This window comes from Nocardia sp. NPDC056611 (genome assembly GCF_042792755.1).
Lineage (GTDB): Bacteria > Actinomycetota > Actinomycetes > Mycobacteriales > Mycobacteriaceae > Nocardia.
On record NZ_JBHTVV010000001.1, the window covers coordinates 324,475 to 345,746 of the forward strand.

Below are 21,272 nucleotides of genomic sequence, written 5' to 3' on the forward strand. Positions count from 1 at the left end.
CCGGAGCTGGTGCCGCTGTCGCTGGCGCAGCAGCGCATGTGGTTCCTGAACCGCTTCGACAACCGCACCGCGGTCAACAACATCCCGGTGGCGCTGAAGCTCACCGGCGCGATCGACCCGGCCGCCTTCACCGCCGCCCTGGGCGACGTGCTGGCCCGGCACGAGTCGCTGCGCACCGTCTACCCCGAGATCGAGGGCGACGGCTTCCAGCGCGTCCTGCCGCTGTCCGAGATCGACTTCGAGGTCCGGACCGAGTCCGTCACCCCGGCCGACCTGACCGCGCGCATCACGCAGCTCGCGAGCGTCTTCTTCGACGTCACCCGCGAACTGCCGTTCCGCGCCACGGTGCTGAGCCTCAGCGAGACCGAACACGTGCTGGTGCTGGTGCTGCACCACATCAGCGCCGACGGCGCCTCGCTGCGCCCGCTGCTGCGCGACGTGGTCGCCGCCTACCTGTCCCGCGCGACCGGCGAGGCCCCGGCCTGGTCGCCGCTGCCGGTGCAGTACGCCGACTACACGCTGTGGCAGCGCGAGATCCTCGGCGCGGAGACCGATCCCGAGTCGATCGCCGCCCAGCAGATCGCCTACTGGACCACCCAGCTGGCCGACCTGCCCGAGCAGCTGGAGCTGCCCGCCGACCGGCCGCGGCCCGAGGTCGCCACCAATGCCGGTGGCATGCACGACTTCTCGATCGACGCCGACCTGCACCGCGCTCTCACGAGCGTGGCCCGCGAACACGACGTCACCCTGTTCATGCTGGTCCACGCGGCGCTCGCGGCCTGGTCCGCGCGCCTGTCCCGGGCCACCGACATCGCCATCGGCACCCCGATCGCGGGCCGCGGCGAACGCGCGCTCGACGACGTGGTCGGCATGTTCGTCAACACCCTGGTGTTGCGCAGCGAGGTCAAGCCGGACGCCGCCTTCCGCGATCTGCTCGCCCAGGTGCGCCGCACCGACCTGGCCGCCTTCGCGCACGCCGACGTGCCGTTCGAGCGGCTGGTGGACGTGCTCAGCCCGGTCCGCTCGCAGGCTCACCACCCGCTGTTCCAGGTGGCGTTGACCTTCGAGGCCGCCGGCGCCAAGGACGCGGCCGCGGTCGAGCTGCCGGACCTGGCCCTCGAGGTCGTCGAATTCGATCCGGGCACCGCCAAGTTCGACGTGCAGCTCACCGTGAGCGAGCACGCCGACGGGTCGCTGGGCCTGTCCTGGAACTACGCCACCGATCTGTTCGACGCCGAGACCGTCATCTCCTTCGCCGAGCGCCTGGTCCGCATCCTGCGCGCCGTCGCCGAGGACCCGTCGGCCCTGATCGGTGATATCGACCTGCTGGGCGAGGGCGAACGCCACGACGTGGCCGAGTACTGGGTCTCCGCGGGCGAGGACATCGTCGAGCTGGCCGAGACCGCGCGCGCCGCCGTCGCCGAGGCCGAACTGACTGTCGCCGAAGGGATCTCGGGCATCGCGCCCGAGGTCGCGGCGCTGGCCGCGCTGGGCGGGGCCGCCGAGCGCCTGTCCAACCCCTTGGCGGCGCTGGCGAGCCCGTTCGCCGCGGCCGAGGCCACCATCTCGGGCCTGTTCGACCTGGCCGTGGCCGCCCACCCGGAGCGGGTAGCGGTGCGGTTCGGCGACGAGGAGCTCACCTACTTCGAGCTGGATCGCCGCGCGAACGTGCTGGCGCGCAGGCTGATCGGGGAGGGCGCGGGTCCGGAGTCGCTGGTCGCGGTACTGCTGCCGCGATCGGCGGATCTGGTCGTGGCGCTGCTGGCCGTGATCAAGACCGGTGCTGGTTACGTGCCGATCGATCCGTCCTACCCGGCCGACCGTATCGCCTTCGTGCTGTCGGACGCGAAGCCGACCAGCGTGATTACCGACTCGACCGTGCAGGTCGAGCTGCCCGCCGACCTGAACACCGTTCTGCTGGACGGCTTCTCGCTGGAGGCCGGGAACATCGTGGACGCGGCCGACGGCCCCGTCACCGATGCCGACCGCCGCGCGGCGCTGAACCCCGATCACGTCGCCTACGTCATCTACACCTCCGGTTCGACCGGCCGCCCCAAGGGCGTCGCGGTCGCGCACCGGAACGTGGTGCGCCTGATGGCGAACACCGATCGCGAGTTCGGTTTCGGACCCGACGACGTGTGGACCCTGTTCCACTCCTACGCCTTCGACTTCTCGGTCTGGGAGCTGTGGGGCCCGCTGCTCTACGGCGGCAAGCTGGTCGTCGTCGACTACTACGTGTCGCGCTCGCCGGAGCAGTTCCTGGAACTGCTGCGCCGCGAGCGGGTCACGGTGCTCAACCAGACGCCGTCGGCGTTCTACCAGCTGGCCGAGGCCGACCGCATCGCGGCCGCCGCCGGTGACCAGCAGGACCTGGCCCTGCGCTACGTCGTCTTCGGCGGTGAGGCGCTGGAGCTGCGCCGCCTCTCGGATTGGGTTGCCCGCCACGGGGATTCCACCCCGTACCTGGTGAACATGTACGGCATCACCGAGACCACGGTCCACGTGTCGGTGCGGGTGCTCGACGCCGACACCATCGCCGCCGCCACCGGTTCGGTGGTCGGCCGGGCCATCGCCGGTCTGCGCGTGTACGTCCTCGACGACCGCCTGCACCCGGTGCCGGTCGGCGTCGCGGGTGAGATGTACGTCGCCGGTGCGCAATTGGCGCGCGGCTACCTGGGTCGACCGGACCTGTCCGCGGCCCGCTTCGTGGCCAGCCCCTTCGGCGCGCCGGGCGCCCGCCTGTACCGCTCCGGTGACGTGGCCCGCTGGAACCGCTTCGGCGAGCTCGAATACCTGGGCCGTGCCGACGATCAGGTCAAGGTTCGCGGCTTCCGCATCGAGCTCGGCGAGATCGAGTCCGCGGTGCTGGCACAGGCCGGGGTCGCGCAGACCGCGGTCATCGTGCGCGAGGACCAGCCGGGCGATCAGCGCATCGTCGCCTACGTGGTGCCGCAGGACGGTGTCGCGCCCGCCGTGGACGCCGTCCGCGACGGCGCGGCCGAGCTGCTGCCCGCCTACATGGTCCCGTCCGCCGTCGTGGTCCTGGACCGGATTCCGCTGACCGTCAACGGCAAGCTCGATCGTCGCGCCCTGCCGGCCCCGGCCGCGCAGGCTCGCGCCTTCCGCGCGCCGGAGACCCCGACCCAGGAGACGGTGGCCGCCGTCTTCGCCGAGGTCCTCGGCCTGGAACGGGTCGGCCTGGACGACGACTTCTTCGATCTGGGCGGCAACTCGCTCATCGCCACCCGCGTCGTGTCGCGCATCGGCGCGGCCCTCGACACCACGGTCGCGGTGCGCACCCTGTTCGAGGCGACCACGGTCGAGGCCCTCGCGGCCCGCATCGAATCGCATGCCGACGGCGCCTCACGCGCCAAGCTGACCGCCCGCACCCGGATTCAGGGCGAGCTGGTGCCGCTGTCGTTCGCGCAGCAGCGCATGTGGTTCCTGAACCAGTACGACACCTCGTCGGCGGCCTACAATCTGCCGCTGGCCATCCGCCTCACTGGTGAACTCGACACCGCGGCACTGGAACTCGCGGTCGCCGATGTGGTCCGCCGCCACGAGTCGCTGCGCACCAAGTACCCCGAGCACGGCGGCACCCCGATGCAGGTGGTCGTCCCGGCCGAGGAGATCGCCCTCGACCTGCGGCCGGTCACGGTCGCGGCGGCCGAGCTCACCGCCACGGTGACCGCGTTCGCCACACTGGGCTTCAATGTGGCCGAGCAGGTTCCGCTGCGCGCCCGCCTGTTCCGCGCGGGCGGTGAGGACGCCACCGAGCACGTGCTCGTGGTGGTCGTGCACCACATCGCCGGTGACGGTTTCTCCATGTCCCCGCTGGCCCGCGACGTCATGGTCGCCTACACCGCGCGCACCCAGGGCGCGGTGCCCGGCTGGGCCCCGCTGGCCGTGCAGTACGCCGACTTCGCGCTGTGGCAGCGCGATGTGCTGGGCTCGGAAGAGGATTCGTCCTCGATCATGGCCCGCCAGGTCGCCTACTGGCAGCGCGTGCTCGGCGGCGTGCCCGACGAGCTGGCCCTGCCCACCGACCGCCCGCGGCCGGCCATCGCCTCGCACCGCGGCGCGACCCTGCAGCGGACGCTGTCGCCCGAGCTGATCGCGGCGCTGGAAGACGTTGCCCGCCAGCGCGGTTCGTCGCTGTTCATGGTGATGCACAGCGCCCTCGCGGTGCTGCTGGCCCGCCTGTCCGGCGGCGACGACATCGCGGTCGGCACCCCGGTCGCCGGTCGTGGTGAGGCCGCGCTCGACGACCTGGTCGGCATGTTCGTCAACACGCTGGTGCTGCGCACCGGCATCGAGCCCGGCGAGTCGTTCACCGACCTGCTGGACCGCGTGCGCCACACCGACCTCGACGCCTTCGGCAATGCCGACGTGCCGTTCGAGCGGCTGGTGGAACTGCTGGCGCCCGAGCGCTCGCAGGCCCGCAACCCGCTGTTCCAGGTCATGCTGGCCTTCCAGAACCTGGACCGCACCAGCATCGAACTGCCGGGTCTGACGGTCTCCACGCTGGATCTCGACGAGAACATCTCCCGCTTCGACCTGCAGTTCACGCTGTCGGAGCAGGACTCCGGCATGGCGCTGGCCCTGACCTACGCCACCGATCTGTTCGACGCGGCCACCGCGGCCGGGTTCGCGCAGCGCTGGGTGCGGGTGCTCGAGGCCGTCGCCGCGAACCCGGAGATCGGTGTCGGCGCGATCGACATCCTGGACTCCGGCGAGCGCGCCGATCTGGTGGCCCGGTTCGGCCTGCCCGCCGTCCCGGCGCGCACCCTGCCCGAGCTGATCGCCGACGCCGTCGCCATCGACCCCGCCGCGCCCGCGGTGGTGTTCGAGGGCCGGAGTCTGTCCTACGGCGAGCTGGATGCCCGCTCGAACCGCCTGGCGCGCTTGCTCATCGAGCGCGGCATCGGCGCCGAGGACCTGGTCGCCGTCGCCGTCCCGCGATCGGACGACTCCTACTTCGCCGAGTGGGCGGTGTCCAAGACCGGTGCGGCCTTCGTGCCGGTGGACCCGAACTACCCGGCCGACCGCATCGCCCACATGGTCACCGACTCCGGTTCGCCGGTCGGCCTCACCGTGGCGTCGGTGCGCGCGGACATGCCGGACTCGGTCGAGTGGCTGGTGCTCGACGAGCTCGACCTGAATGCCTTCGCGGACACCGCGATCGCCGCCGACGAGCGGGTCCGCCCGCTGCGCCCGGAGCACCCGGCCTACGTCATCTACACCTCCGGTTCCACCGGTGTGCCCAAGGGCGTCGTGGTCAGCCACGCCGGTCTGGCCAACTTCACCGTCGAGCAGGCCGAGCGGTACGCGCTCGACTCCTCCTCGCGCGCACTGCATTTCGCGTCGCCGTCGTTCGACGCGTCGATGCTGGAATTCCTGCTCGCCATCGGCAAGGGCGGCACCCTGGTGGTCGTCCCGCCGGGCACCTACGGCGGCGAGGAGCTCGCCGAGCTGATCCGCCGCGAGCGCGCCACCCACGCGTTCATCACCCCGGCCGCGCTGTCCACCTTCGGACCGGCGGGCCTGGACTCGCTGCGCGTGCTGGTCGCCGGTGGTGAAGCCGTCCCGGCCGACCTGGTCGAGAAGTGGGCGGTTCCGTTGGCGGACGGCACGATGCGTGCCTTCCACAACGGTTACGGCCCCACCGAGACCACCATCATGACCAACATCAGCGACGCGCTGGTTCCGGGTGACCTGGTCACCATCGGCGGTCCCATCCGGGGCATGCAGTCGCTGATCCTCGACAACCGCCTGCGCCCCGTGCCGGTCGGTGTCGCGGGTGAGCTGTACCTGTCGGGCATCCAGCTGGCGCGCGGCTACCACGCGCGGCCGGGCCTGACCGCCGACCGCTTCGTCGCGAACCCGTATGTGGACGGCGCGCGGATGTACCGCACCGGTGACGTGGTGCGGTGGACCCCGGACGGCCTGGTCGAGTACGTCGGCCGCTCCGACTTCCAGGTCAAGGTGCGCGGTTTCCGCATCGAGCTCGGTGAGATCGACGCGGCGCTGGCCTCGCACGAGACCGTCGACTTCGCGGTCACCGTGGGCCACAAGAACGCCGCGGGCGCGACCTCGCTGGTGTCGTACGTGGTTGCCACGCCGGGTCATTCGATCGATGTGGCGACCGTGACCGCGCACGTCGAGCAGCGTCTGCCCGCGTACATGGTGCCGTCCTCGGTCATGATCATCGACCGGGTGCCGCTGACTCCGGTCGGCAAGCTGGACCGCCGGGCGCTGCCCGAGCCGGTCTTCGCCACCGAGGTGGTCTTCCGGGCCGCGCGCAATGCCCTCGAGCAGACCATCGCCGAGGTGTTCGCCGAGGTGCTGGGCCTGGAGCGGGTCGGCATCGACGACTCGTTCTTCGCGCTCGGCGGTGACTCCATCGTCTCCATCCAGCTGGTGTCGCGGGCCAAGGCGCGCGGCGTGGTGTTCTCGCCGCGCGATGTGTTCGAGCAGCGCACCGTGTCCGGTCTGGCCGCCATCGCGGAAGCCTCGGACGGCCAGGGCGATTCGGCCCCGCAGCTGACCGAGCTGCCCGGCGGCGGCGTGGGTGTCATGCCGCTGACCCCGGTGGTCCGGTTCATGGCGGGCCGGCCGGGCGAGTTCGGCCGCTTCAACCAGACCATGGCCCTGGAACTCCCGCACGGCATCGACCGCGCGGGCATCGCCGCCACCGTCGGCGCGGTCATCGACCGCCACGACATGCTGCGGGCGCGTCTGCGTCGGGTGCCGGACGCGGACTGGATCGTCGAGACCGCCGCGCCCGGAACCATCGACGCGGACTCGCTGATCGACCGCACCGGGTTCGACGCCGCCGTCACCGACGAGCGGCTGTTCGAGATCGCCGCGGCCGCACTGGATGCCACGCTCGACAAGCTGGATCCGGCCGCGGGCCAGGTCATCCGGTTCGTGTGGCTGGAGCCCTCGGACGACAGCCGCGCCGGACGCCTGATCGTCGCCGGTCACCACCTGGTGGTCGACGGTGTCACCTGGCGAATCCTGGTGCCGGACTTCGTCGCCGCCTGGGGCCAGCTGTCCGCCGGGCAGACCCCCGAGCTGGTCGCCCCCGCCACCAGCATGCGCACCTGGGCGCACGCCCTCGAGCGGGAGGCCGCCACCGAGGAGCGCGTCGCCGAGCTCGCGTTCTGGCGCGACGTCGTCGAGAGCCCGGACCCGCTGCTCACCGAGCGCGCCATGGACCCGGCCGTCGACGTCACCGCGACCATCGTCAAGCACCGCGTCGAGCTGTCGGCCGAGGCCACCCGCTCGCTGCTGACCACCGTGCCAGCCCTGTTCCACGGCGGCGTGAACGACGGTCTGCTGACCGCGCTCGCCTTGGCGGTGGCCAAGTTCCGCGCCGGCAAGGGCCTGGGGGAGAAGAACACAGCCCTCGTCCGCCTGGAAGGCCACGGTCGCGAGGAAGAGGTCGTGCCCGGCGCCGACCTGTCCCGCACGGTCGGCTGGTTCACCGCCATCTTCCCGGTGCGCTTCGACCTGTCCGGCATCGATGTGGACGCCGCCCTCACCGGCGGCGCGGCCATGGGCCGGGCCATCAAGACGGTCAAGGAACAGCTGCTCGCGGTGCCCGACAAGGGCATCGGTTACGGCCTGCTGCGATACATGAACTCCGACACCGCCGCCCAGCTGCCCAAGCAGCTGCCGGGCCAGGTCAGCTTCAACTACCTGGGCCGGGTCAACGAGGGCGACGTGCCCGAGGCGCTGCGCGGCTTCGGCTGGATCCCGGCGGCCGACCTGGCCGACCTGGCGGGCTCCTACGACGCCGATATGCCCGCCATGGCCCCGATCGACATCAACGCCATCGTCGCGGGCGACAAGCTGACCGCGCAGATCGGCTACCCGAGCACGCTGATCTCCGCCACGGAGATCGCCGAGTTCGCCGCCCTGTGGATGTCGGCTCTGGAAGCCGTTGCCGCGCACGCTGATTCGGCCAAGGGCGGGCACACCCCGTCCGACTTCGGCCTGGTCCGCGTCACCCAGCGCGACATCGACGGCTGGGAGAAGCGCTACGGCTCCCTGCACCAGGTGTGGCCGCTGTCCGCGCTGCAGGCCGGTCTGCTCTTCCACGCCCAGCTGGCCGCCACCTCGGTGGACGTGTACACCGCGCAGGCGGTGCTCACCCTCGAGGGCCGCGTCGACGCCGACCGGCTGCGGTCGGCCGCGCAGGCGCTCATCGAGCGTCACGAGATCCTGCGCACCGCTTACGTGAACGACGCGTCCGGCGTGCCGGTGCAGGTCGTCATCGACGGCGTGCGGGTGGCGTGGACCAACCACGACCTCACCGATATCGCCGACGCCGACGCCCGCGCGGCCCGGGCGGCGGAGATCATCGCCGAGGACCGCGTCCAGCGCTTCGATCTGACCGCGCCGCCGCTCATCCGCTACACGCTGGTGCGTACCGACGCCCACAGCTACCAGCTGGCCGTGGCCAACCACCACATCCTGCTCGACGGCTGGTCCATGCCGCTGCTCATGCAGGACCTGCTGGTGCTCTACGCCACGCACTCCGACACCGCGGTGCTGCCGCCGGTGCGGTCCTACCGCTACTTCCTGGAATGGGTCGCGCAGCAGGATCGTTCGGCGTCGCTGGCGGCCTGGCAGAAGTCGCTGCTCGGCGTCTCCGAGCCGACCCTGCTCACCCGCCCCGACACCGGCCGCGAGATCACCGCGCTGTCCGGCGAGTACTTCTTCGACCTGGACGAGGCCGCGACCGCGCGCCTGACCGGGCTCGCCGCCGAACTCGGCGTCACCCCGAACACCGTGCTCCAGGTCGCCTGGGGCATCCTGCTCGGCCGCCTCACCGGCCGCGACGACGTGCTGTTCGGCACCACGGTGTCCGGTCGCCCGGCGCAGCTCTCGGGCGTCGAGTCCATGGTGGGTCTGTTCATCAACACGGTGCCGGTGCGGGTCGCCTTCGACCCGGCCGAGGCGGCGAGCACGCTGCTCACCCGCACCCAGGGCGAGCAGGCCGACCTGCTCGACCACCACTACGTGGGCCTGGCCGACATCCAGTCGGCCGCCGGCATCGGCGGACTCTTCGACACCCTGGTCGTGTTCGAGTCCTACCCCGTCGACGCCGACGGCATCCGGTCCCAGGCCGCGGACATCGACGGCATGGCCGTCACCGGCCTGGACGCCGCGGACGCCACCCACTACCCGCTCACCCTCATCGCCCAGCTCGACACCCGTCTGCGCATCCGCGCGGGCTACCTGCGCGACCTGTTCGGCGAGGCCACCGTCGAGCGCATCGCGGACCGCCTGATCCGGGTCCTCACCGCGATCACCACCGATCCCGCCGCCGCCGTGGGCGATATCGAGCTGGTCGACGCCGCCGAGCGCACCCAGGTCGTCGAGACCTGGAACGAGACCGCGTTCGATGTCGAGGCCGTGCTCACCGAGCACAAGGCCGAAGCGGCGACCCTGGTCGCCATGTTCGAGGCGCAGGCCGAGCGGACCCCCGACGCGATCGCCGTCGCCTTCGAGGGGACAGCTCTGTCCTACGCCGAGTTCTCCGAGCGCGTACACCGCCTGGCCCGCTGGCTCGTCGAGCGCGGCGTGGGCGCGGAATCGTTCGTGGCGCTGGGCATGCGCCGCTCGCTGGACCTGGTCGTCGGTATGTACGCCGTCGCTGTCACCGGCGCCGCCTACGTGCCGCTGGACCCGGACCACCCGGCCGAGCGCACCGAGTACATCCTCGAGACCGCCGACCCGGTGACCGTGCTGACCTCCGGTGAGGACCTCGCGGTCGACACCGCGCAGGTGCGCATCGACAAGCTGGATCTGTCGAGCTACTCGGCCGCGCCGCTGACCGACGCGGATCGTCGTGCGCCGCTGCGGGATTCGAACACCGCGTATGTGATCTTCACGTCGGGTTCGACCGGTCGTCCGAAGGGTGTGGCCGTGCCGCACTCGGCGATCGTGAACCGCCTGGTCTGGATGCAGGCCGAGTACGGTCTGACCGCCGAGGACGTCGTCTTGCAGAAGACGCCGGCGACCTTCGACGTGTCGGTGTGGGAGTTCTTCTGGCCCTTGCAGATCGGCGCGAAGCTGGTCGTGGCCAAGCCCGAGGGCCACCGCGATCCGGCCTACCTCGCAGACCTCATCGCCCGCGAAGGCGTCACGGTCACCCACTTCGTGCCGTCCATGCTGGCGGTCTTCGTGGCCGAGGAATCGGCCGCGCGGTGCACCAGCCTGCGCATGGTCTTCGCCTCCGGTGAGGCGCTGTCGCCGAAGCCCTCGCACAAGCTGCGCGAACTCACGGGCGCCGAGCTGCACAACCTGTACGGTCCGACCGAGGCCGCGGTCGACGTCACCTACCACCAGGTCGTGGACGCCGACACCGAGACCGTGCCGATCGGTCGCCCGGTGTTCAACACCCAGGTGTACGTGCTGGATTCGCGTCTGCGCCCGGTTCCGGTCGGCGTCGCGGGCGAGCTGTACCTCGCCGGCGACCAGTTGGCCCGCGGCTACGTGGCGCGCCCGGACCTGTCCTCGGATCGCTTCGTCGCCAACCCCTTCGGCGACTCCGCGCGCATGTACCGCACCGGTGACCTCGTCACCTGGACCGCGGACGGCGAACTCGAGTACATCGGCCGCACCGACTTCCAGGTGAAGCTGCGTGGTCTGCGCATCGAGCTCGGCGAGATCGAATCCGCGCTCACCGCACTGGATTCCATTGCGCAGTCGGTGGTCGTGGTGCGCCACGACCCGCACGCCGGTGACCAGCTGGTCGGCTACGTCATCGCCGCGGCGGGCCGCAGCGTCGACGTGGACGCGGTGCGCGCCGAGATCGGCGAGAGCGTGCCGTCCTACATGGTGCCGTCGATCCTGATGGTGCTCGACGAGTTCCCGCTCAACGCCTCCGGCAAGCTGGACCGCAAGGCGCTGCCCGCGCCGGTGTTCGAGGCCGCGGTGTTCCGCGCCCCCGTCACCCCGGTCGAGCAGATCGTGGCCGGCGTGTTCGCCGAGATCCTCGGCCTGGAGCGAGTCGGTCTCGACGACGACTTCTTCGCCTTGGGCGGCAACTCGCTCATCGCCACCCAGGTGGCGGCGCGCCTGTCCGCCGCGCTGGACACCCAGCTGGGTGTGCGTGAGATCTTCGAGTCCTCGACCGTGGCCGCGCTGGCCGCCAAGGCCGAAACCCATTCCGGCTCCGGCACCCGCCTGGCGCTGGTCGCGCAGGAGCGGCCCGAGCGGCTGCCGCTGTCGCTGGCCCAGCAGCGCATGTGGTTCCTCAACCGGTTCGATCCCGAATCGGCCGTGGACAACATTCCGGCGGCCGTGCGGCTGTCCGGTCTGGTGGACCGCCAGGCCCTGCAGATCGCCGTCGCCGACGTGCTGGCGCGGCACGAGTCGCTGCGCACCCGCTACCCCGAGATCGACGGGCACGCGTACCAGGAGATCGTCCCGACCAGCCAGGTCATCCCGGACCTGACCCCGGTCGAGGTCTCCGAAACCGCACTGCCGCAGGCGCTCTCGGAACTGGTGCTGACCGGCTTCGACGTCACCGTGGACGTGCCGTTCCGGGCCCGCCTGTTCGAGGTCAGCCCCACCGAGCACGTGCTCGCGCTGGTGGTGCACCACATCTCGGCCGACGGCTTCTCCATGGGCCCGCTCACCCGGGACGTCATGACCGCCTACGGCGCGCGCGTCGAGGGCGGCGAACCCGGCTGGCAGGTGCTCGACGTCCAGTACGCCGACTACGCGCTGTGGCAGCGCGAGGTGCTCGGTGACGAGCGCGACGCCGAATCGGTGATCTCCCAGCAGATCTCGTACTGGCGGGAGTCGCTGCGCGGCCTGCCCGACCAGCTGGACCTGCCTTCCGACCGGCCGCGTCCGGCCGTGGCCTCGGGCCGCGGCGCCACCCACGTGTTCGACATCGACGCCGAAACCCACGGCGCGCTGGCCGAACTCGCCCGCACCCGCGGCACCACGCTGTTCATGGTCATGCACTCGGCGCTGGCCGTGCTGCTGTCGCGCCTGTCCGGCGAGTCCGACATCGCCATCGGCACCCCGGTCGCCGGTCGTGGTGAACGCGCCCTCGACGACCTCATCGGCATGTTCGTCAACACCCTGGTGCTGCGCACCGAGGTGGACGGCGGCGCCGGCTTCACCGAACTGCTGGACGCGGTGCGCGGCACCGACATCCAGGCTTTCGGCCACGCCGATCTGCCGTTCGAGCGCCTGGTGGAGATCCTCAACCCGGCCCGCTCGCAGGCCCGGCACCCGCTGTTCCAGGTCATGCTGTCGTTCCAGAACACCGGCATCACCGAACTGGAACTGCCCGGCCTGACCGTCAGCGCCGTCGAACTACCGATCGACACCGCCAAGTTCGACCTGCAACTGGTGCTCACCGAGAACGCCGCCGCCCCGCAGTCCGGCATCACCGCCGAACTCATCTACGCCACCGACCTGTTCGACGCGGCCACCATGGCGCGCTTCGCCGACCGGTTCGACCTGCTGCTGAAGGCCGTCGCGGCCAAGCCGGAGCGGGCCGTGGGCGATATCGACCTGCTGGTCGGCGGCGAGCGCACCCGCGTGCTGCGCGACTGGAACCGCACCACCGCCGACGTCGTGTCCGTGGTCGCGGAACTCACCTCGGGCACCCTGTCGGCCGAGGACACCCCCGCGGGCGAGACCGTGCGCAGCGCCTCCGGCGACGCGGGCGAGACGCTGGTCGCGCTGTTCGAGGCCCAGGCCGAGCGGACCCCCGAAGCGACCGCGGTCGCGTTCGAGGGCACAGCTCTGTCCTACGCCGAGTTCGCGGGCCGCGTGCACCAGCTGGCCCGCAAGCTCATCGAGGCCGGCGTCGGCCCGGAGAGCATGGTGGCCCTGGGAATTCGCCGCTCGCTGGACCTGGTGGTCGCCCTGTACGCGATCGTCGAGGCCGGTGGCGCGTACGTGCCGCTGGACCTGGACCAGCCCGCCGACCGCATCGACTACGTGCTCGAGACGGCCCGGCCGGTGTGCGTGCTCACCACCGAGCGCGACGGGTTCACCCACGCCACCGTGCCGACCCTCGCCGTGGACACCGCGGACCTGTCGGGCTACTCCGACGCCGCGCTGACCGACGCGGATCGCTCCGCGCCGCTGGATGCTTCGAACACCGCGTACGTGATCTTCACGTCCGGTTCGACCGGTCGCCCGAAGGGTGTGGCCGTGCCGCATGCGGCGATCGTGAACCGCCTGGTGTGGATGCAGGCCGAATACGGCCTGACCGCCGACGACGTGGTGCTGCAGAAGACCCCGGCCACGTTCGACGTGTCGGTGTGGGAGTTCTTCTGGCCCCTGCAGATCGGCGCGAAGCTGGTCGTGGCCAAGCCGGACGGGCACCGCGACCCGGTGTACCTGGCGGAAACCATTGCCCGCGAAGGCGTCACGACCGCGCACTTCGTGCCGTCGATGATGGCCGTGTTCGTGGCCGAGCCCGCCGCCGCGCGGTGCACCGGCCTGCGCCTGGTGTTCGCCTCCGGTGAGGCGCTGCCCGCGACCACCGCTCAGCAGCTGCGCCGGGTCACCGGCTCGGCCCTGCACAACCTGTACGGCCCGACCGAGGCCGCGGTCGACGTCACCTACCACCAGGTCGTGGACGCCGACACCGAGACCGTGCCGATCGGCCGTCCGGTGTTCAACACCCAGGTGTACGTGCTGGATTCGCGCCTGCACCCGGTCGCTCCCGGCATGGCGGGCGAGCTCTACCTGGCCGGTGTGCAGCTGGCGCGCGGCTATGTGGCCCGCCCCGACCTGTCGGCGGACCGCTTCGTCGCCAACCCCTTCACTCCGGGCAAGCGCATGTACCGCACCGGTGACCTGGTCACCTGGACCGCGGACGGCGAGCTGGAGTACATCGGCCGCACCGACTTCCAGGTGAAGCTGCGTGGTCTGCGCATCGAGCTCGGCGAGATCGAGGCCGCGCTCACCGCGCACCCCGCGGTCGCCCAGTCCGTGGTGGTGCTGCGCTCCGACGCCCGCACCGGCGACCAGCTGGTCGCCTACGTGGTCCCGGCCGACGCCGCGACCGGCGAGCCGATCGCGCTCGACGCCGACGCCATCGACGTGGAAGCCCTGCGCGCTTACCTCGGCGAGCAACTGCCCTCCTACATGGTTCCGGCCGCCTTCGTGGCCCTGGGCGGATTCCCGCTCAGCGCCAACGGCAAGCTGGACCGCCGCGCCCTGCCGGAGCCGGAGTTCGCCGCCCGCGCATTCCGCGCCGCCGCGACCCGGGCCGAGGAGATCGTGGCCGAGGTCTTCGCCGAGGTGCTCGGACTCGAGTCCCCGGTCGGCGCCGACGACGACTTCTTCGAACTCGGCGGCAACTCGCTGATCGCCACCCAGGTCGTCGCCCGCGTGGGCGCGGCCCTCGACACCCGGATCCCCGTCCGAGCCCTGTTCGACGCCCCGACCGTGGCCGCCCTCGCGGCCCGGGTCGAGGCGCAGGCGGGCACCGGCAGCCGCCGCGCCCTGGTGGCGCAGGCCCGCCCGGACGAGATCCCGCTGTCGCTGGCCCAGCAGCGCATGTGGTTCCTCAACCGCTTCGACACCGCCTCGGCCGTCAACAACATCCCGCTCGCGGTGCGCCTGACCGGCGACCTCGACACGGATGCGCTGCTGGCCGCCGTCGGCGACGTGCTCGAGCGCCACGAGGTGCTGCGCACGGTCTACCCGGAGAACGCCGAAGGCCGTGGCGTGCAGGTGATCCTGCCCGCCGACCAGGTCCGCCTCGACTCGGCCGCCGATGCCGGAATCCACGGCGGCGGCACCGGGCTCGGCGCGATCGACGTGGCCGAGGCCGACCTGCGCGAGCGGATCGCCGAACTGGTGCTCACCGGCTTCGACGTCACCGCCGCCGCGCCGGTGCGCGCCGGACTGTTCCGGGTCTCGGATGCCGGAGTGCCCACGCACGTCCTGGTTTTCGTGGTCCACCACATCTCCGGCGACGGCTGGTCGGTGCGCCCGCTGGCCCGCGACGTCATGCTCGCCTACGCGGCGCGCGCCAATGGCGAAGCGCCGCAGTGGGCTCCGCTGCCCGTCCAGTACGCCGACTTCGCGCTCTGGCAGCGCGAGACCCTCGGCTCCGAGGACGACGCCGACTCGCTGATCTCGCAGCAGGTGGCCTACTGGAGCAACGACCTGGCGGGCCTGCCCGACCAGATCGACCTGCCTTCGGACCGCCCGCGCCCGGCCGTGGCCTCCAACGCCGGTGGCGTGCACGAGTTCGCCATCGACGCCGAGCTGCTGGCCGGACTCGAGGCCCTGGCCCGCCAGCACGGCGCCTCGCTGTTCATGGTCGTGCACGCGGCCTTCGCGGCACTGCTGGCCCGGCTGTCCGGCGGCGACGACATCGCCATCGGCACCGCGGTCGCCGGTCGCGGTGAGCAGGTGCTCGACGACGCCATCGGCATGTTCGTCAACACCCTGGTGCTGCGCACCGGCGTCGACTCGGGGGAGAAGTTCACCGAGCTGCTGGCCCGCACCAAGGACAGCGACCTGGCCGCCTTCGGCCACGCCGACCTGCCGTTCGAGCGCCTGGTGGAGATCCTCAACCCGGCCCGCTCGCAGGCTCGCCACCCGCTGTTCCAGGTCATGCTGTCGTTCCAGAACACCGGTGAGGCGACCTTCGCCCTGCCGGGTCTGGAAGTGGCCGGCGTGCCGCTGGACGTGGTCACCGCCAAGTTCGACCTGCACCTCAACCTGACCGAGCGTCCCGGCAGCGACGGCATGATCGCCGAATTCGCCTACGCCACCGATATGTTCGACGCGGCCACCATCGCCGGGTTCGGTGAGCGCCTGGTGCGTTTGCTGTCGGCCGTGGTCGCCGAGCCGACCGCGCTGGTCGGCGATATCGAGCTGCTGAACGCGGCCGAGCGCCGCCAGGTGCTGCGGTCCTGGAACGCCACCGAATACGACGTCAAGCGCGTCGCCTTGGGCGGCAAGAAGATCGTCGCAGAGGTCACCCTCGCGTCGATGTTCGAGAACCAGGCCAAGAACACTCCGAATCTCACCGCCTTGGTGTTCGAGGGGACGCCCGGGCAGAGCCCGGAAATTCCTATACAGCTGTCCTACGGTGAGTTCGCGGCCCGCGTGCACAAGCTCGCCCGTCACCTCATCGCCGAGGGCGTCGGCCCGGATTCCTATGTGGCCCTGGGTATGCGCCGCTCCTTCGACCTGCTGATCGGCATGTACGCCGTCACGGTCGCCGGTGGCGCGTACGTGCCGCTGGACCCCGACCACCCGGCCGAGCGCAACCAGTACGTGCTCGACACCGCACAGCCCGTGTGCGTGCTCAGCACCACGCGCGACGAGTTCGAAACCACCACGCGCACACTGCTGATCGACGAACTGGACCTGTCCGGCCACTCCGACGCTCCGATCACCGACGCCGACCGCATCGCCCCGCTGCGCGGCGACGACGTCGCGTACGTGATCTTCACGTCGGGTTCGACCGGCCGCCCGAAGGGTGTGGCCGTGAGCCACACCGCCATCGTCAACCGACTGGTCTGGATGCAGACCGAGTACGGCCTGTTCGACGACGACGTGGTGCTGCAGAAGACCCCGGCCACCTTCGACGTGTCGGTGTGGGAGTTCTTCTGGCCCTTGCAGATCGGCGCGTCGCTGGTCATCGCCAAGCCGGACGGCCACCGCGATCCCGGCTACCTGGCCGACCTGATCACCGAGACCGGTGTCACCACCGCGCACTTCGTGCCGTCGATGATGTCGGTGTTCGTGGCCACCCTGGCTGACCGGGAATCCGATACGGAGAAGGCCTCCGAACGCATTTCGCTGCACCAGGTCTTCGCCTCCGGTGAGGCGCTGCCCGCGCCGACCGCGCAGAAGCTGCGCGAGCTCACCGGCGCCCGCCTGCACAACCTGTACGGCCCGACCGAGGCGGCCGTCGACGTCACCTACCACGAGGTGGACGACGCCGACACGCTGTCGGTGCCGATCGGCGCCCCGGTCTTCAACACCCGCGTGTACGTGCTGGATGCGCGTCTGCACCCGGTCGCCCCGGGTGTCGCGGGTGAGCTGTACCTCGCGGGCGTCCAGCTGGCACGCGGCTACGTCGCCCGCCCCGAGCTGACCGCCGACCGCTTCGTCGCCGACCCGTTCCACGACGGCGAGCGCATGTACCGCACCGGCGACCTGGTGAAGTGGACGCCGCGCGGCGAGCTGGAATACCTGGGCCGCACCGACTTCCAGGTCAAGCTGCGCGGTCTGCGCATCGAGCTCGGCGAGATCGAGGCCGCCCTCACCGCCATCGACTCCATCGCCCAGTCGGTGGTCGTGGTGCGCGGCGACGAGCGCCTCGGCGAGCAGCTGGTCGGCTACGTCATCCCGACCGCCGGCCACACCGTCGACCTCGACGCCGTGCGCGCCGAACTGCAGGACGGCCTGCCCGGCTACATGGTGCCGGCCGCCCTCGTGGTGCTGGACGCCTTCCCGCTCAACGCCTCCGGCAAGCTGGATCGCAAGCAGCTGCCCGCGCCGGTGTTCGAGGCCAAGGTCTTCCGCGCGCCGTCCACCCCGATCGAGGAGATCGTGGCGGGCACCTTCTCCGACGTCCTGGGCGTCGGACGGGTCGGCGTCGACGACGACTTCTTCGAACTCGGCGGCAACTCGCTGATCGCCACCCAGGTCACCGCCCGCCTCGGCGCGGCCCTGGACACCCAGCTGGCCGTGCGCGATCTGTTCGAGGCGTCCACGGTCGCGGCGCTGGCCGCGCGGGTGGAACGCAATGCCGGTTCGGGCCGGCGCCCGAGCCTGGTCGCGGGGGAACGGCCCGCGCACCTGCCGCTGTCCCCGGCGCAGCAGCGCTACTGGTTCCTCAACCAGTTCGACACCAGCACTTCGGCGGTCGACAACATTCCGCTCGCGGTCCGCTTCACCGGTGCGCTCGACCTGTACGCCATGAAGCAGGCCATCGGCGATGTGATCGCCCGCCACGAGGTGCTGCGGACCGTGTACCCGCGGTCGGCCGAGGGCCCGCACCAGGTGATCCTGGCCGCCGCGCAGACCGATCTGACCTTGGTGCCGGAGCCGGTGACCGAGGCCGAACTGCTCGGCAAGATCATCGAATTCGCCATGACCACCTTCGACGTGACCGTCGAGGTGCCGCTGGCGGTCAAGATGTTCGAGATCACCGACAGTGAGACCACCCAGCATGTGCTGGCCTTCACCGTCCACCACGTCTCCGCCGACGGCTCCTCCATGGGCCCGATGGCGCGCGACATCATGGCCGCCTACGTGGCCCGGGTGAACGGCGATGTGCCGCAGTGGCAGCCGCTGCCGGTGCAGTACGCCGACTACGCGCTGTGGCAGCGCGAGGTGCTCGGCCGCGAGGACGACGCCGAATCGCTGGCCGCCCAGCAGGTCTCGTACTGGACTCGCGCGCTGGCCGAGCTGCCGGACCAGCTGGAGCTGCCCACCGACCGGCCGCGTCCCCCGGCACAGTCGTTCCACGGCAAGGCGCTGCGCTTCGACATCGACGCCGAACGCCACGCCAAGCTGCACGAACTGGCCCGCGCCAACAACGCCTCGCTGTTCATGGTCGTGCACGCCGCCCTCGCGGTGCTGCTCGCCCGCCTGTCGGGCACCGACGACATCGCGGTCGGCACCCCGATCGCGGGCCGCGGTGAACGCGAACTCGACGACCTGATCGGCATGTTCGTGAACACCCTGGTGTTCCGCACCCAGGTCGACGGCAACGCGAGCTTCGCCGACCTGCTCTCCGAGGTCCGCGAACGCGACCTGGAGGCCTTCGCCAACGCCGACGTGCCGTTCGAGCGCCTCGTCGAGGTGCTCAACCCGGTCCGCTCCACCGCGCGCAACCCGCTGTTCCAGGTGGGCCTCTCGTTCCAGAACCTGGCCGAGACCGCCTTCGAACTGCCGGGCCTGCACGTGGCCGCGGTCGAATTCGACTCGCAGCTGGCCAAGACCGACCTGCACGTCACGCTGTACGACCGCTACACCGAGGACGGCACCCCGGCCGAGATCCTCACCGAATTCGGTTACGCCGTCGACCTGTTCGACGAATCGACCGTGCGCGCGTTCGCCGACCGGTTCGTGCGGGTGCTGGACGCCATCCTGGCCGACACCACCGTCGCCGTCGGCGACATCGACCTGCTCGACGACGACGAGAACACCCGGATCCTGCGCCGGTGGAACAACACCGCGCAGGATGTGAACGCGGTGTTCGACGGCGGCTCCGAGGCCACCCTGGTCTCGCTGCTCGACCGTGCGGTGGCCGACGACGCGAAGGCCGTGGCCATCGTCGCCGACACCGCGGACGGTGTGGAGAACCTCACCTACGCCGAACTCGACACGCGGGTGAACCAGCTGGCCCGTGAGCTCATCGCGCGCGGCATCGGCACCGAAGACCGGGTGGCCCTGGCCATTCGACGGTCCACCGACCTGGTCGTCGCCATGTACGCGGTCGCCAAGGCCGGCGCCGCCTACGTGCCGATCGATCCGGATCAGCCCGCCGAGCGCGTCGGCTACGTCCTGGAGACCGCCGCGCCCAAGGCCGTACTCACCACGGCCGCGGTCGGTTTCGACACCGACCTCGCCGAGGTGCTGCGCATCGACGAGCTGGACCTGTCCGCCCATTCGGCCAAGCCGATCGCCGACGCCGACCGGGTGCGGATGCTGACCGCCGCCAACACGGCGTATGTCATCTTCACCTCCGGTTCCACCGGCCGCCCCAAGGGTGTGGCGCTGCCGCACGGCGCGGTCGTGAACCAGCTGCTGTGGAAGGTCACCGAATTCGGCCTCGACCCGGCCGACGCGGTGCTGCTCAAGACCGCCGCCACCTTCGACCTCTCGGTCTGGGAGTTCTGGTCCGCCGCAGCCTGCGGTGGCCGCCTGGTCATCGCCGCGCCCGACGGGCACAAGGATCCGGCGTACCTGAACGAGCTCATGGCCCGCGAATGGGTGACCACCCTGCACGTGGTGCCGTCCATGCTGGACGCGCTGCTCACCGACGGGCTGCCGGACTCGCTGTGGCGCATCCTGGCCATCGGTGAGGCGCTGCCCGGCCCGCTGGCGCAGCGCGTGCTGCGGGAGCGTCCGCGCACCGAGCTGTTCAACCTGTACGGCCCGACCGAGGCCGCGGTGTCCATCACCAACCACCGGGTCACCGAACGCGACGAGCTGTCGGTGTCCATCGGCTCGCCCGAATGGAACTCCCAGGTGTTCGTGCTGGATTCGCGTCTGCGGCCGGTGCCGGTGGGCGTCTCCGGCGAGCTGTACCTGGCCGGTACCCAGCTGGCGCGCGGCTACTTCGGCCGCCCGGACCTCACCGCGGACCGCTTCGTGGCGAACCCGTTCGCTGACAACGGTTCCCGCATGTACCGCACCGGTGACCTGGTGGCCTGGCAGGCGAACGGCGAACTCGAGTACCGGGGCCGCACCGACTTCCAGGTGAAGATCCGCGGCTTCCGCATCGAGCTCGGCGATATCGAATCCGCGCTGCTGCGCCTGGATTCCATCGCCTCCGCCGCCGTGGTCGCGCACACCGACCCGGTGCTCGGCGACCGTTTGGTGGCCTACGTGGTCGGCGCCGACGGCGATCCGGACAAGCAGGCGCTCCAGTCGGCGCTGGCCGCCGAGCTGCCGTCGTACATGATCCCGTCGGTCTTCATGCCGCTGAACGCGTTGCCGCTCAACGCCAACGGCAAGCTGGACCGCAAGGAACTGCCCGAGCCCACCTTCGAGAAGGCGGTCTTCCGCGCTCCCGTCAGCCCGATCGAGCAGATCGTGGCGGGCGTGTTCGCGGAGGTGCTGCGCGTCGAATCCGGCCGTATCGGCCTGGACGACGACTTCTTCCAGTGGGGCGGCAACTCGCTGCTGGCCACCCAGGTCGCCGCGCGCCTCGGCGAGGCGCTCAACACCCGGGTGCCGGTGCGACTGCTGTTCGAGGCGTCCACGGTGGCCGCGCTCGCGGCCCGCGTGGAACGCGACGCCGGGGCCGGTGGCCGCAAGGCGCTGACCGCCGCACCGCGACCGGAGAACATCCCGCTGTCGCTGGCCCAGCAGCGCATGTGGTTCCTCAACCGCTTCGACACCGCCTCGGCGGCCTACAACGTGCCGGTCGCGGTGCGCCTGTCCGGTGCGCTCGACGAGGACGCGCTGCGCGCCGCCATCGCGGATGTGGTTGCCCGCCACGAGATCCTGCGCACCATCTACCCGCAGACCGAGCAGGGTCCGGTGCAGGTCATCCTGCCGCCGGCGCGGGCCGT

The 21,272-nt window shown here is 71.1% G+C and carries 1 protein-coding gene (running past both ends of the window); it reads left to right on the forward strand.

The whole window is internal to a non-ribosomal peptide synthase/polyketide synthase gene (locus ACFRAQ_RS01445; RefSeq protein ID WP_379092551.1) on the forward strand: the coding sequence, 44,112 nt in all, runs 12,942 nt past the left edge and 9,898 nt past the right edge, and what appears here is coding positions 12,943-34,214 (codon 4,315, complete, through codon 11,405, partial); the first complete codon in view begins at position 1. Both the start codon and the stop codon lie outside the window.